The organism is Cereibacter changlensis JA139, from assembly GCF_003034985.1.
Classification (GTDB): Bacteria; Pseudomonadota; Alphaproteobacteria; order Rhodobacterales; family Rhodobacteraceae; genus Cereibacter; species Cereibacter changlensis.
This window is the reverse complement of the sequence record NZ_PZKG01000034.1, coordinates 1-13,454: the sequence shown is the minus strand read 5'-3', so window position 1 is coordinate 13,454 and position 13,454 is coordinate 1. Positions and strand designations below refer to the sequence as shown.

Below are 13,454 nucleotides of genomic sequence, written 5' to 3'. Positions count from 1 at the left end.
CTCAGCCCTCGCCGACCCGCGGCTGCTGCGGGTTGCGCCCGGCATGGCGCTGCGCCTCCTCGGCGATCAGCCGGAACTCCTCGGCAATCGCCACCTGCAGGCCGACGCCGGCGGTCGGCACCGCGCCGGGGTCCTCCTGCGCGTCCTGCATCGTGCTGCGCTCCGCCAGATATTCCCACAGCGCCGGCCGCTCCGCCTCCGGCAGCCGCGCCAGCAGCAGCGCGATCAGCTTGCGCTGCGCGATCAACCGGCCTTCCAGCGTCTCCATGGTGATCTCGGTCATTCCTGTCCCTCCTGAACCTGTTTTTCCAGCCGTTTCAGCACCTGCGCGCCCAGCGTCACCGCCCGCGCGCTCGCCTCGCGCAGCGGGCAGGGCAGGGCGAGCCGGTCGCGGATCGAGGCGATGTTGAAGGCGCCGGCCGTGGTGATGCCTTCCAGCTCGTCCCAGCTGACCGGCGTCGCCACCTTCGCCCCGGGCCGCGCCCGCAGGCTGTAGGGCGCGACCGCCGTCGAGCCGCGCTCGTTGCGCAGCCAGTCGATGAAGATGCGGCCCTTGCGTTCCGCCTTCGACATGGTGGCGACATACCGCTCGGGTTCGGCCTCGGCCATCAGCGTGGCCAGCGCCCGGGAGAACAGCTTCACCGTCTCCCATTCGGCCTTCGGCTTCAGCGGCGCGATGACATGGATGCCCTTGCCGCCCGACAGCATCGGCGCCGAGACCAGCCCCAGCGCGTCGAGCCTGCGCCGCACCTCCAGCGCCCCGGCCTTCACAGCGGCGAAATCCAGTGCCTCGTCGGGGTCGAGGTCGAAGACCAGCCGGTCGGGCCGGTCCAGCGTGCGGTTCTTCGCGCCCCAGATATGGAATTCGATCGCCCCCATCTGGGCGCAACCGATCAGCCCGGCGGCGCCGGAGAGCGAGATGAAATCCTCCGGCCCGTCCTTGGTCTCGACGCTCACCGTACCGACCGGCTCGGGCATGCCTTGGGTGCGGTGTTTCTGAAAAAAGCATTCACCGGCGACGCCGTCCGGGCAGCGCAGCAGTGAGACCGGGCGGTCCTTCAGGAAGGGCAGGATGCGCTCGGCCAGCGCCGCGTAATGCTCGGCCACCTCCCGCTTGCTGACCGGCGGGTCCTCGAACACCAGCCGGTCGGGGCTGGAGATCCGCATGCCCGCCACCTGCGCCTCGCCCTTGCCGCGCTTCGGTTTCGCCACTTGCGCCTCCTCTTCCTCCAGCCGGACCTCCTTCGGCCCCTTGTCGAGCCGCAGCCCCTGATATACCCCGTGCCGGACGCTGCCATCCGCCGTCAACTCGGCGTAGCTGACCTCGGCCACCAGATCCGGCTCGATCCACACCGTTCCCCCCGCCGTGGGCGGTGTGGTCTTGAAAGGCTTTTTCACCGGCTTCCGCTCCGCCAGCAGCGGCTTCAGTTCGCGGAACTGCGCCGCACCGAAGCCGGTGCCGACTCCGCCGCGATAGACCAGCTTGCCGCCTTCGCGCGTCGCCATCACCAGCGAGGCGAAGGGCCGCCCCGGCTTGTCCGAGGGTTTCCAGCCGCAGATGATGAACTCCTGCCGGTGGCCGCATTTGATCTTCAGCCAGTCGCCGTTGCGGCTGCCGCGATAGGGCGCGTTGCTGCGCTTGGAGATGATGCCCTCCTGCCCGGCCTCGCACATCCGGCGGAACACCTCTTCCCCCTGACCCTCGACATGGCTCGAGTAGCGCAGCGCGCCCACACCCTCGCCCAAAAGACCCTCGAGCGCCGCCTTGCGGTCGAGCAGTGGCCGTTCCGTCAGGACCTTGCCATCCAGCTCCAGCACATCGAAGGCCATGAACGCCAGCGCGCCGCCATGCTTCAGCCGGTCCTGCAGCGCCGAGAACATGCCGGTGTCCACCCCCGGCGCGATCACCTCGCCGTCGATCAGCGCCGAGCGGCAGTCGACGCGCTCGAACTCCGGCACGAGGGCGCCGAACTGCGCCGTCCAGTCGAGGCCGGAACGGGTGTAGAGCCGCACCTCGCCGCTGGCCAGCGCCGCGAGACAACGGTAGCCGTCGAACTTGGTCTCGTGCAGCCAGTCGTCGCTGTCGGGGGCCTTGGTCTGCAGCTTCGCCAGTTGAACCGGGCGGAAGCCGGGCAGGGCGGTCTTTTTCGGCTTCGCCGCAGCCTTGCGCTTGCGCGCGGGCTTGTCGGCGGCGATCTCCTCCATCGAGCGCCCGGTGCTGACGCTGGTCATGTGCTCGGTCACCAGACCTTCGGTCTCTTCCGACTCGTGGCTGTCATGCTCCTTGATCAGCAGCCAGTTCTCGCCCTTCTCCTTGCCGCGCGGCTTCATCCGCACCAAGGTCCAGCCGCCCTGCATCCGCTCGCCGGACAGCACGAATTTCAGGCTGCCGCTCTTCAGCCCCTCGTCGACGTCACCCTTCGGCGCCCATGTGCCGCGGTCCCACAGCATCACCGTCCCGCCGCCATATTCGCCCTTCGGGATCGTGCCCTCGAAACCGCCGTAGCTGACGGGATGATCCTCGGTCCGCACCGCCAGCCGCCGCGCGCCGGTGTCGGCGCTGGGGCCGCGGGTGACGGCCCAGCTCAGCAGCACGCCCTGCCATTCCAGCCGGAAATCCCAGTGCAGCCGCGACGCCGCGTGTTTCTGCACGACGAAGCTGCGGCCTTCGGGCAGGGCGTCCTCGCCGTGGGGCTCGGCGGTCTTCGCGAAGTCGCGCTTGGCCCGGTAGGTCTTCAGATCACGGGTCATGGCATCTTCCTGCAGGGCTCGGGAGGCTGCCGAGGGAACGCGAGGCGGCGGCGGGAGTTCCCCGATCACCGCTCCCGGCAGGCCCTGCGCCTGCCGCCCCGCCGGCATGGATCTGCCGCAGGGCGCAACGGCGCGGAACCAAACCGTCCTCGGCGGGTTGCATGCGAAATATTCAGCTTGGAATTTCGATCATGAGAATACGTATTGGCTTCGACATCACGATCGAGCGCCTGGGCGAGACGCCGGTCGTCCTGGCGTTGGCGCCGCGTCCCGAGGAGGACTGGCGGCTTGAAGCGCCCATGCCCATCGAGCTGACCCCTGCCTCGCGCGCGCGGCCCTTCACCGACGCCTTCGGCAACCGCCGGCTGCGCGTCCCAGCGGCCTCGGGGCCGCTGCGGATGCGCTGGGATGCCATCGCGCAGGACGACGGCCTGCCGGACGGCTTCGATCCCGAGGCGCGCTGCCTGCCGATCGACGACCTGCCGGCCGAGACGCTGCAATATCTCTCGCCCAGCCGCTATTGCGAATCCGACCTGCTGACGCCCGACGCCTGGGCGATGTTCGGCGGGCTGGAGCCGGGCTGGCAGCGGGTGCAGGCGATCTGCGACTTCGTGCACAACCACATACAGTTCGGCTATGGCCATGCCAGCCCGAACAAGACCGCGCTTGACGTCTGGCGTGACGGGCGCGGCGTCTGCCGCGACTTCGCCCATCTGACCATCGCGCTCTGCCGCGCCATGAACATCCCGGCGCGCTACTGCAGCGGCTATCTCGGCGACATCGGCGTGCCCTATGCCGGCGAGGGCGACTTCTGCGCCTGGGTCGAGGTGCATGTCGGCGGCGTCTGGCGCACGATCGACGCGCGCTACAACATGCCGCGCATCGGCCGCATCGTCATGGTGCGCGGCCGTGACGCGGTGGACGTGCCGATGATCACCGCCTTCGGCGCCATACGGATGGAGGCCTTCAAGGTCTGGTGCGACGAGCTGACGGCGGAGGAGGGGCACGCGCCGCAACAGCTCGCCTACGCGTCATGAGCCGGGCCCGCGAACTGGACGCGAAGCCCCCTGTGGCCGTTGAGCCGCAGAAGCGACCCGATGACGCAGAGTCACGTAAGGATGGAACAACGGGCCCGCTGGCGACTTGTTTTATTGAACAGAGACAGAACGGACCCGATCAGATGTACAATGACATACAGGATGACCAGGATGCGATGGTGAAACGCCAGGTGCAGGACAACCTGCGCCGCGCCTATGACTCCACCCTTCCCGAAAGCGGCGGCGACCGCTTTGCTGCGCTGCTGGACCGGCTGCGCGACAAGCAGGCCGGGCGCGCGCGTCGCCACTGACGAACCGGCGCAGTCTACGGAAAGGGCGGCCTTCTGGGCCGCCTTTTCCGTTTTTGCGCTTCCTGACCGCCGGAATGAAAAAAGGCGGTCCCGAAGGACCGCCTTTCGTTTCCGCAGATCGCAAGCTCAGGCCGCCGCTTCCAGCGCGGTGGCGTTGATCGAGCTGTCGGCGAGTTCGGTCAGCGCCGTGTCGGTCGCGGTCTCCTCGCTCAGGGTGGCGTCGAGCAGCTTGGCCACGTCCTTCATGTCGAGCGTCTCGGCCCAACGCTTCAGCGTGCCGTAGCGCGACATCTCGTAATGTTCGACGGCCTGGGCCGCGGCGACGAGACCCGCGTCGAGCGCGGGCGAGCCCTTGAACTCCTCCAGCACTTCCTCACCCTCTTCGATGATGCCGTCGATCGCCGGGCAGGTCTTGCCACGGGCCGGCTTGCCGAGGATCTCGAAGATCTGCTGCAGCCGCTCGATCTGGCCCTCGGTCTCGCCCTTGTGCTTCTCGAAGGCGGCCTTCAGATCGGCCGACTGCGCGCCACGGGCCATTTTCGGCAGCGCCTTCAGGATCTTGCGCTCGGCGTAATAGACATCCTTCAGCTGTTCGAGGAAGAGGTCGTCCAAAGTCTTGGTTTTCATCGTCATCTCCTGAATGTCGCGGGGGAGCGGTCTCGCCGCCCCGTCCGCCCATAACCGGTGATGACGGGGAAAGTTCCGCTAGGCCGGAGGATGCTCCGCCTCGGCGGGCGGCACCCGCTCGATGCCCTGCCGCTCCGCCAGCGCCTCGGCCAGGGCCCGGGCCAGCGCAAGGATCGGCTCCGGCACCGGCTCGGCCGCGATGGCGTTCAGCAGGGTCTGGCTCAATGCGCGCAGATCGGCCTCTTGGGATGCGATCCCGCCGTCATTCTTGCCGTCTGACATCTTGCCTGCTCCTGTCCCTGCCAGCTTTGCGCTGCCTGCCTCGTTGATGCAACTGCAAAGCGGGAACCGCTCAAACAAGTGCACGTTGACTTGCGACACTACCCCCACCCAAGCAGGAGCGGCCAGTGACGGATCAGACGCCTCCCAGATCCATCATACCCGATGTGATCGACCTCATTCCCGCTCTGCGCGCCTATGCGAGGTCGCTCAGCCGAAATCAGGCCGACGCGGATGATCTGGTGCAGGAGACCCTGCTCAAGGCTCTGTCCAACGTCGACAAGTTCCAGCAGGGCACAAGGTTGCGGGCCTGGCTCTTCACTATCCTGCGGAATACGTTCTTTACCAAGGTTCGGATCAGTGCGCGCGAGAAAACCGGCGCCGAAGATTGCGTTTCCGGCGAGATGTCGGTGGCCGCGTCGCAGGAATGGACGGTGCGCGGCCGCGAGCTGATGGCGGCGATCGACCGGCTGCCCTCGCATTACCGCGAGATCCTGATCCTGGTCGTCATGCTCGGCGAAAGCTACGAGGACGCGGCGCGGATCTGCAACTGTGCCGTCGGCACGGTGAAGAGCCGCGTCAGCCGCGCCCGCCAGCTGGTGATGGACGAGTTGGGCGAGGCGCTCTAACCTCTCGACCTGGCAGGTGCGGCAATCCGTCCGGCTGCGGCGCGGCGCTTCGGGGCCTATGCCCGCGCCGGGGCCTGCGCCGCGGCGGCGGGCTGCCAAGACTTGGCTGCCGGACGGTCCCGCCCGGTCGCCGCATCCCCCGGCCGCCGCGAGGACAGTCCCCATGGAGTTCATCACCGCGGAGTCGCTCACCGCGCTGTTGCAGATCGTCATGATCGACCTCGTGCTGGCCGGCGACAACGCCATCGTCATCGGCCTCGCCGCCGCCGGCCTGCCGAGGCAGCAGCGAGGCAAGGCGATCCTCGTCGGCATCATCGCCGCCACCGTGCTGCGCATCTGCTTCGCCGCCGCCACGCAATATGTGCTGCAGATCGTCGGGCTGCTGCTGGCCGGGGGGCTGTTGCTGCTCTGGGTCTGCTGGAAGATGTGGGAGGAGCTGCGCACCCCGCAACAGGCCTATGACGCCGCCGACGCGGCGCTGCATGACGAGCCCGCGGCCGACGCGCCGCGCAAGACCTTCCTGCAGGCGGCGCTGCAGATCGTCGTCGCCGATGTCTCGATGTCGCTCGACAATGTGCTGGCGGTCTCGGGCGCCGCGGGAGAGCATGTCTGGGTGCTGGTGATCGGGCTGATGCTGTCGATCTCGCTGATGGGGCTGGCGGCCAGCTTCCTCGCCCGGCTGCTGAACCGTCACCGCTGGATCGCCTATGTCGGGCTGGCGATCATCTTCTATGTCGCCTGCAAGATGATCCTCGAGGGCTGGCGCGAGGTCGCGCCCTATGCTGAGGCGCTGACCGCCAGTCTGGGTTTCGGCGGGTGAACGCGCCGCTCAGGTGCGGCGCAGCACGCCGCCGAGCAGCCGGTTCAGCAGCACCGCGGCGCCGGCCCCGAGCGCCGCGCCGGTCACATCGGCCATGAGGTCGCCGAGGCTGCGGTCGCGGCCGACGAAGGGCTGCGCCACCTCGATGATCCCGCCATAGAGCAGCGCCGCCGCGACCATGTAGGGCGCCGTCTTCGGCCGCGCGAGGCTGATCGGAAAAGCCAGCGCCGCGAAGGCTGCGAAATGCTGCAGCTTGTCATTGCCGCCCAGCATCGGCGAGGACGGCATCGGGTAGAGCGTGCCGAAGCCGATGATGGCCGCAAGAACGCCGGTGATGACGACGGAGAGGCCGAGCGGATGGAGGATGGCGCTGCGCATCCGCGCTCTTACCAGCCCCGGCCCGCCGCTGGCAAGCACCCTGCGCGGGCAGGGGAGCCCTCTCGGCCGGCCCTGGCGGGAGGGTCCACCGAAGCCGCGCCTTCAAGCCGATGTGGCATGCCGGGACCTCCAGCGCAACCAGGCGTCCTGCACCAGCGGCGTCTCGCCGTCCTTCCTGTGGACGCAATGGCGCAGGGGTCGATCTGGCGGCGTGCACCCTGCGGATCGAGGAGGCGAAGCAGATGCTGGAAACGACCGATGTCTCGATCGACGCGATTGCCGCCGAGGTCGGCTGCGCCGAGACCGCCGCCTTCCGCCGCATCTTCAAGCGGGCGATAGCGGTCGCACCGCTGACCTATCGGCAGAGGTGGCGGCGGTGCAGGAGGCGCGGGGCGCGGCTTTGGAGCGGCAACATCTGACGCGCTCCGCAGCACTTCACCCCCGAGGCTCAATCGCCGAAGACCGCGGGCCTGCCGCAGCTCCTTGCGCTGCGCTCATCGGCAGGTGCGGACAGCGATTGCCCTGCGCAGGATCGCGGGCCTCGCTTCGCCGCCCTCATCGCTCACTCGGCGACCTTTCCGAGGACCCGGCAGCAGTCGCTCAGGGCGCGCTCCAGCTGATGCGTCAGGATGGGCTTGCCGAGAAAGGCGAGCGGTTTCACGCCCGCGAGGGCTTGCCGAGTCCCATCGTCGAGGTTGCCGCTGATGTAGATGCAACGGACGCCCAGAACATCGTGGAGCCAGCGCGACGCCTCGATCCCGGACGAGCCGCCCGCCAGCCGCAGATCCATCAGGGCGAGGTCGGGACGTTCCCGGCCTGCGGACAGCTTGCAGCTTTCGACATCCCGCGCGACGCCCGTCACCCGATGCCCCAGGGCTTCCACCTGATCCTGAAGATCGAGCGCGATGAGGAACTCGTCCTCGACGATCAGGACACGCAGGCTCATGGGGTGTCGAGCGGCGCCCGGATGACGACCCGGTGCCCCGGTGACGCGTCGCCTGTGCTCATGGAGGCGTAGAGCTGGTCGACGAGGCCGGCGATGATCCGCGTCCCCAGACCCTGTTCCGCCCCCTCCGCCTTCCCGACGCCGCTGTCCGTCACCTCGAGCACCAGGTCCCTGCCCATCAGGCTGGTCGTCACCCTGATGATCCCGTTCTCGCTTCCCGCCAGCCCGTGCTTGATCGCGTTCGAGACCAGCTCGTTGACGATCAACGCCAGCGGGATCGCCTTGTCCGCCGGCAGCCGGACCTCGACCGCCTCGCAGATGAGCTCGGCGCCCGCCGTTCCCGCATCGCCGGCCGCGAGATTGGCGCAAAGATCGTGCAGATAGCTGCCGAAGGTGACGGTCGAGACTTCGTTCGAGCGGTAGAGCATCTCATGCACCGAGGTCACCGCCTGGACACGCGCCGCCGCCCGCTCCAGCCGCGCGCGCACCTCGCCCGGGCCCGCCCTGCGCGCATCGGTGTTGAGGATGCTGGACACGAGCTGAAGGCTGTTCTTGATGCGGTGGTTCACCTCGCCCAGAAGCGTCTCCTTCTGCGCCAGCAGCCGGTCACGCTCCTGCAGCGCCCTGGAGAGTTTTTCCTCCTGTTGCTTCGCGTCGGTGATGTCGAGGCTGACGACGACGAAGCGGGGCAGGGCGTCGCGATGATCGCGCACCAGCTCGCCATGGGACGAGAGCCAGCGCGTCGCGCCGTCCGGCAGGGTGAGGCGATGCGAGAAGGCGACGCTGGTGTGCTCCGGCGCGTCCATCACGTCGTCGAAGGCGGCCTGCACGCCGACGCGATCCTCGGCATGGACCCGGGCGAAGTAGTCCTCGGCAGGCAGCGTGCCCTCCTTCGGGCGCAGAGCCAGCATGGCGGCGAAGGCGCGCGAGGCGTAGACCGTGGCGGTGCGGGGGTCGTATTCCCAGAAGGCGAGATCGTCGAGTTGCTGCGCCGAACGCAGGCGGATCGCCTGATCGCGCCGGAAGATCGCTTCCTCGGTGACGTCGACGACGTGATGGATCAGGGCCACGACCTCGCCCGCGCGCAGGACCGGCGTGTTCAGCGGCTTCCAGTGACGCTCGACAAAGCCGCCCTCGGGGCCGCGCAGCGGGATGTCGTATTTCTGGATCGCCATGGCATGCGGACGGCCGGTGTCGCGCGCAGTCTCGAGCGACAGCCGAAGATTGCGGACACCATCGGCCGTCGGATCATCGGGATTGTCGGGAAAGGCGTCGAACATCGCGACGCCCACCAGATTTTCCCGCCGCGTTCCGGTCAGATCGAGGTACTGCTGATTGACGTCGATGATGGTGAAGCCCGGATCGAGGATCAGATAGCCATGCGGCGCGGCTTCGAAGACCGCAGCGCGGAGATGGTCATCAAGAATTTCACCTGCCTCAACCATGCTCCCCCGATCCTTTCCATCTGCATCAGCGACCGATGCGCTGTAGATCACAGTTCGAAGCCAAGCGCCATTCAGCAGCCGTCGCGAGAACCCAGAGGCGTCTACAGCACCATCAATGCGAACTCCCCCTGAGCGAACCGGTTCCGTTCTCGAGCCTGCGGCATGAGGAACAGCCAGAGCCGGGGCGCTTGCACTCTCGATCCTGCTGTCGTCGTACAGGCTGGAGCGCGAGGCGGGATCGTCGAGCCACCGTTCCGGCGCGATCCGCTTCGTCCCGGTGGCGCGCAGGGTGGTGAAGCGCATCCGCCGCCAGCGGAAGCTGTCGGGCGGTGCGACGGCTCGGGGATATGTGGCGAGAACGGCTCGGTCGAACTGCAACAGCACATGCCCCGATCGTAAATGTCGGAATCGGTGTCCCAACTTCTTGGGCCACATGTCGTCATGTAAGTCGATGATTGTATTTGGAGGCGGGTACCGGACCCTCCTCCATCTTTCTAACCCGTTGATCCTGCTCGGAGCGCACGCATGGGGTTGATTGATGTGTCTCACTTTGTGTCCCACCTTGCGCTTTTAAAATGTGGGAGGCAAGGTCTGACAGTGGCGTGCAGGTGCTGCCAACCCCCAGTGGTTGCGTTCGTCACGGCGGTCATCTTGAAACGTAGGAGCAAGAAGTGCGGTATAGGGTCTTTGTGGGAGTTGCGGCAGCAGCCGTTGTAATAAGCCTACCGACATTATCCGCTGCTTATTGCAGCAGTCCTCCGTCCTACTCATCGAGCAGCTTTGAGCAACAAGTGGGCAAGAACCTAGACTATCTGCTATGCCTTCACAACGAGCAGGTTGTTAGCCTGAACAGTCATGCAAGGATATTGAACGCACTTGATGCGGATATGGCAAGCCTGTCTGCTTCGCAATCGCGCAGCGGCAACAGCGCTGAAACTATGACACTTCGTGAAGTCGTGATGAAGTACACCGCTGTATCCGAAGAGAATGCGCTGCTGTCTGCGCGGCTCAGCGAACTAGAGGGCAGGCTGAATGAGCTTGAACTTACATCTTCATTAGCCGGTCCTTAGCCTCTGAGCGATTGTAGTGTCTCCGCGAGTGCGTGGCCATTTTTTAAAGCGCCGTCAGCACTGGCTAAGAACTTGTTTGTGCCGCCGACTGCCGAGATTAGCTTTCCTAGAACTCCCGCTACTCTTTCGTAGATGGCTACACTCTCCTTGTCTGTGGGCCTGCTAAGAACAAGACTGCCTACCAGTCCCGCTGTTATGTCTGCTAACTCATCCTCCCGAAAGAAGTAATAGTTCTCAAGCGCGGCTATGATTTGCGATAGTCGCTTCAGTAGAACGACCTTCAATTCCGGCTTGATGCCACTAGTATCGACTTCATCGCGGATGCTGCGGAAACTGTTGGCAAGCTCCTTGGCCTCTCGACTAATGTCTATGAACTCCACTCTTCCCGAAAGCTCGTGGTCTATAGTTGATAAGCCAACCAAGCTATCAGCACTTAGGAACTTAGCTCTCGCTTGCTCGATGGTGTAATGATACTGAGTTAGGTTCTCCAATCCGGAGAAGCGTGATAAGTTGGTGTCAACTGTTTTTCTTGCCGCATCGTCTAATTCGGCGGCGTCGATGTCTAGCTTTATTTGCCTAAGTAGGCGGTACACCTGCTCGACCACAAGAAACTCTGCGTCCGGTCCGCTTAGCCCTAAGTGAGCCGCGAGAACTGTCAAGAACCGAGCGTCCTTAACAGGGTGGCGGTGTGCGACCGCAAGTAGTTTGTTGAGCGCGTAGGCTGTGGTGACCATTAACTCAGTTTCCAAGCTTTGTGTCTTAGGCGGAAGTTGCATGCGGGCAGGGCGAGATGCTAAGTGCTGATGCAGAGCAACAGTTGATCCGGGGCGTCCATTCAGTGCGTTCTTATTCAGCAGTGCCGATGGTCGAACTGGTATAGTGCCTCAGTGAGATACATACTCATGTCGTCGAAGCTATCTGTGGCTTCGGTTCCGAGTTGGGCCTGGATGCCTGCCACGCTGCGATAGGTGTGAACTGCTTCGCACAGGTGGCTAAAAACCCATTCTGTGTCTTCTTGCGAGCGCACCCAATGCAGGGCGGTAACTGCCCACAGTGGATTGTCCCCGTGATCTAATGCGTTGGCTAGTGGAGGTACGGTCATAACGGCGGCATGGTTGGCTGCAACAACGCTGCCCTCATCTGTCCGCAGCATCTGGCTAGTAGCCTTGCCCAAGTTCTTTAGCATCTGCTTGTTGTGGTCGTAGATTGCTTCGTAACTCTTGGCTAGTATCTTGCCTCGCCTTTCGGCTTCATCTTCAAGGTGAAGCGGGATGCCGTCGGCGTTCTTTGTTGCGGGCTTATACTTTCGCCGGTACTCAACGGGGTCGATCCTGTGATCCGCGCCCAACAGTTCGTGATAAAGATACTTCTCGTCCATGCCGTTAGTTTTCTCCGAAAGTGAGAGCCGCCGTCAAGGCGTTGTACTTCAGAGTGAGCGTTAACCCGATGGGGCTAGTATCGCAAGCGTTGGATGGCGAAGCTAACGGCAAGCACGCTCAGGTAGATAAGTGCAATGGATACCGGGGTAACGAGCCAAAGAGACACTGTGGTGTGCCGCGCGATTGCCAAGGCGAGCACCAGCCCGAGTAGCGTGCCGATCTGAGCCCCGAACCGTCCAAGTGCTGCGTACATAGTCTGCTTCCTGTGGTGTGGGCTGTCTCGCCGGGAGGTTGCTAAGTCACTGCAACTAAATCATACTTAAGTTACCCCGTCTGTAAAAATCCGAAACATTTTTGCGTGCTGCTATCTATACCTTCCCGCGCGTGCGCTGCCCCCGTGCCGGTCTTCTCTGTGTCGAGGGGCGGTGTAGCTCCACTGCCCAGGTGCATGCGCATTCTTCCCGCTGCCGGGTAGCTGTGCCGAGTTGCTCCGCTGAGCCAGAGCAGCCCGCTGCTATCTCCGGCCCGGCATGTCTCACTGGCCTTGCCCTAGCAGGGCGTCTCAGTTGTGCTCCCTTACTGTCCCATACACATTGTACTTGACTTGTGAGACGGGCGGGCGCTGTATGTCTTAAGACTTCATTGGGACAAGTTGGGACACAAGATGCTCGTCGGTTATGCCAGAACTTCGACACTGGACCAGAAAGCAGGGATCGAGGCGCAGGAGCGCGACCTGCTTGCGGCGGGCTGTGAACGCATCTTCCGTGAGCAGGTGTCGTCGGTGGACATGCCAGAACGGGCGCAGCTTGCAGAGGCGCTGAGCTTCATCCGCACTGGTGACGTGCTCGTGGTAACGAAGCTGGACCGGCTGGCCCGGTCTGTCCGTCACCTGCTGGACGTGCTCAAGGGCATCACCGACAAGGGCGCTAGTCTGCGCATCCTCGGGCTAGGCATCGACACTGCAACGCCGACAGGCAGGCTCATGCTGAACATGCTCGGCAGTGTCGCAGAGTTCGAGCGCGACATCATGCTAGAGCGGCAGCGCGAGGGTATCGCCAAGGCGAAGGCCGAGGGGAAGTACAAAGGCCGGAAGCCGACAGCCGTAGCGAAGTCAGCAGAAGTGCAGGCGCTCCGGGCGGCAGGCGTTGGGGCGACGGAGATAGCGCAGCAACTCGGCATCGGTCGGGCGTCTGTCTACCGCATCATCAGCGACACTGCTGCACCGCCTGCTTGATCGCCGCAGTTCCCGCTTGAGTAGACCATAGCCCGGAAATGGCCGCACAGCGTGGCTGCATCCGGGCGCAGGCCGAGCGTGCCGGATCAGGTCAGAGGCCGTGTGGCGGGGCTGTGCGGGGCTGCGGCTACCGCTTGAGGCTGTGGCGGTAGGCGGGCGCTGCTGCGGGTGTATCTATTCGCTTTGATCCGGCGGGCATCTTGCTTCATCTGGCATCCGCCACGGGTGATCCGACCTGGTGCCGGCTCTGCACGTATAGCATAATCCGAATGCAGCGGATGCCCGGCGAAGCCGTGCGTCCTGTGTATCTACCTGGTGAGCCTGCCGGACTTGGCCCTGCGTCCTAAGACATAAGAACCAGTATCAGTTACATGCTCCCGTGTTCCCTGAAAGGGCACGGATTATCCCTGTCTATCCTGTCAGCTTCTCGGCCCGGATCATATCAGGCTCATATCTCAGCTTGTGATGCAGTTGCCTAGACAGCTTTATAGGCAGCACTCTTAGACAGCTTATCAGACAGCTTGATACACAGCACTCTTGACAGTTGC

General features: G+C 64.6%; 16 protein-coding genes. 7 read left to right on the top strand and 9 right to left on the bottom strand.

The genetic code is table 11. The annotated features are described in order from the left end of the window. Window position 1 precedes the first annotated feature (1 nt). Both C5F48_RS09730 and ligD read right to left on the bottom strand, forming a co-directional pair. Window positions 2–283, bottom strand: coding sequence for a hypothetical protein (locus C5F48_RS09730; RefSeq protein WP_107663714.1), 282 nt, complete (start codon window positions 281–283; stop codon window positions 2–4). Then, complete coding sequence (gene ligD / locus C5F48_RS09725) at window positions 280–2,751, bottom strand: DNA ligase D (RefSeq protein ID WP_107663713.1); 2,472 nt, start codon at window positions 2,749–2,751, stop codon at window positions 280–282. The genes C5F48_RS09730 and ligD overlap by 4 nt, the downstream gene beginning before the upstream one ends. A 191-nt stretch (window positions 2,752–2,942) precedes the next feature. Here ligD and C5F48_RS09720 point away from each other — a divergent pair, with 191 nt between their 5' ends. Further along, the gene (locus C5F48_RS09720; protein WP_107663712.1) at window positions 2,943–3,788 is read left to right on the top strand and encodes a transglutaminase-like domain-containing protein; all 846 of its coding nucleotides are present in this window, start codon (window positions 2,943–2,945) and stop codon (window positions 3,786–3,788) included. A 143-nt stretch (window positions 3,789–3,931) separates the two neighbouring features. Further along, window positions 3,932–4,099, top strand: coding sequence for a hypothetical protein (locus C5F48_RS25130; protein WP_170139673.1), 168 nt, complete (start codon window positions 3,932–3,934; stop codon window positions 4,097–4,099). A 126-nt stretch (window positions 4,100–4,225) separates the two neighbouring features. Here the strand turns inward: C5F48_RS25130 and C5F48_RS09715 are convergent, their stop codons facing one another. Both C5F48_RS09715 and C5F48_RS09710 read right to left on the bottom strand, forming a co-directional pair. After that, complete coding sequence (locus C5F48_RS09715; protein WP_107663711.1) at window positions 4,226–4,726, bottom strand: YciE/YciF ferroxidase family protein; 501 nt, start codon at window positions 4,724–4,726, stop codon at window positions 4,226–4,228. A 78-nt stretch (window positions 4,727–4,804) separates the two neighbouring features. Continuing rightward, entirely contained in the window at window positions 4,805–5,008 is a 204-nt protein-coding gene (locus C5F48_RS09710; RefSeq protein WP_107663710.1) for a hypothetical protein, read from the bottom strand. Window positions 5,009–5,133: 125 nt separating this feature from the next. Here C5F48_RS09710 and C5F48_RS09705 point away from each other — a divergent pair, with 125 nt between their 5' ends. After that, on the top strand, window positions 5,134–5,634 hold the full coding sequence (locus C5F48_RS09705) for a sigma-70 family RNA polymerase sigma factor (protein ID WP_107663709.1): 501 nt from the start codon (window positions 5,134–5,136) through the stop codon (window positions 5,632–5,634). A 163-nt stretch (window positions 5,635–5,797) separates the two neighbouring features. Further along, complete coding sequence (locus tag C5F48_RS09700) at window positions 5,798–6,454, top strand: TerC family protein (RefSeq protein ID WP_107663708.1); 657 nt, start codon at window positions 5,798–5,800, stop codon at window positions 6,452–6,454. A 9-nt stretch (window positions 6,455–6,463) separates the two neighbouring features. On the opposite strand, the gene C5F48_RS09695 is transcribed toward C5F48_RS09700, so the two are convergent. Then, complete coding sequence (locus C5F48_RS09695) at window positions 6,464–6,832, bottom strand: VanZ family protein (protein ID WP_107663707.1); 369 nt, start codon at window positions 6,830–6,832, stop codon at window positions 6,464–6,466. 110 nt (window positions 6,833–6,942) lie between these two features. On the opposite strand from C5F48_RS09695, the gene C5F48_RS26030 reads away from it, so the two are divergent. Further along, a complete protein-coding gene (locus C5F48_RS26030; RefSeq protein ID WP_107663706.1) occupies window positions 6,943–7,251 on the top strand; it encodes a helix-turn-helix domain-containing protein in 309 nt (102 codons plus the stop codon). A 143-nt stretch (window positions 7,252–7,394) separates the two neighbouring features. Here C5F48_RS26030 and C5F48_RS09685 read toward each other — a convergent pair whose 3' ends face one another. Further along, window positions 7,395–7,778, bottom strand: coding sequence for a response regulator (locus C5F48_RS09685; protein ID WP_107663705.1), 384 nt, complete (start codon window positions 7,776–7,778; stop codon window positions 7,395–7,397). Continuing rightward, entirely contained in the window at window positions 7,775–9,526 is a 1,752-nt protein-coding gene (locus C5F48_RS09680; protein WP_181247688.1) for a sensor histidine kinase, read from the bottom strand. The genes C5F48_RS09685 and C5F48_RS09680 overlap by 4 nt, the downstream gene beginning before the upstream one ends. Before the next feature lie 368 nt (window positions 9,527–9,894). Between C5F48_RS09680 and C5F48_RS25675 the strand changes: the two genes are divergently transcribed. Beyond that, the gene (locus C5F48_RS25675; RefSeq protein ID WP_219907803.1) at window positions 9,895–10,293 is read left to right on the top strand and encodes a hypothetical protein; all 399 of its coding nucleotides are present in this window, start codon (window positions 9,895–9,897) and stop codon (window positions 10,291–10,293) included. Here C5F48_RS25675 and C5F48_RS24785 read toward each other — a convergent pair. Further along, the gene (locus C5F48_RS24785; protein ID WP_181247686.1) at window positions 10,290–10,952 is read right to left on the bottom strand and encodes a hypothetical protein; all 663 of its coding nucleotides are present in this window, start codon (window positions 10,950–10,952) and stop codon (window positions 10,290–10,292) included. The two genes, C5F48_RS25675 and C5F48_RS24785, sit on opposite strands and share 4 nt — an antisense overlap. Before the next feature lie 191 nt (window positions 10,953–11,143). Beyond that, the gene (locus tag C5F48_RS09675) at window positions 11,144–11,671 is read right to left on the bottom strand and encodes a hypothetical protein (protein WP_107663703.1); all 528 of its coding nucleotides are present in this window, start codon (window positions 11,669–11,671) and stop codon (window positions 11,144–11,146) included. 665 nt (window positions 11,672–12,336) lie between these two features. Here C5F48_RS09675 and C5F48_RS09665 point away from each other — a divergent pair. Next, complete coding sequence (locus C5F48_RS09665; protein ID WP_107663701.1) at window positions 12,337–12,906, top strand: recombinase family protein; 570 nt, start codon at window positions 12,337–12,339, stop codon at window positions 12,904–12,906. Window positions 12,907–13,454: the final 548 nt, after the last annotated feature.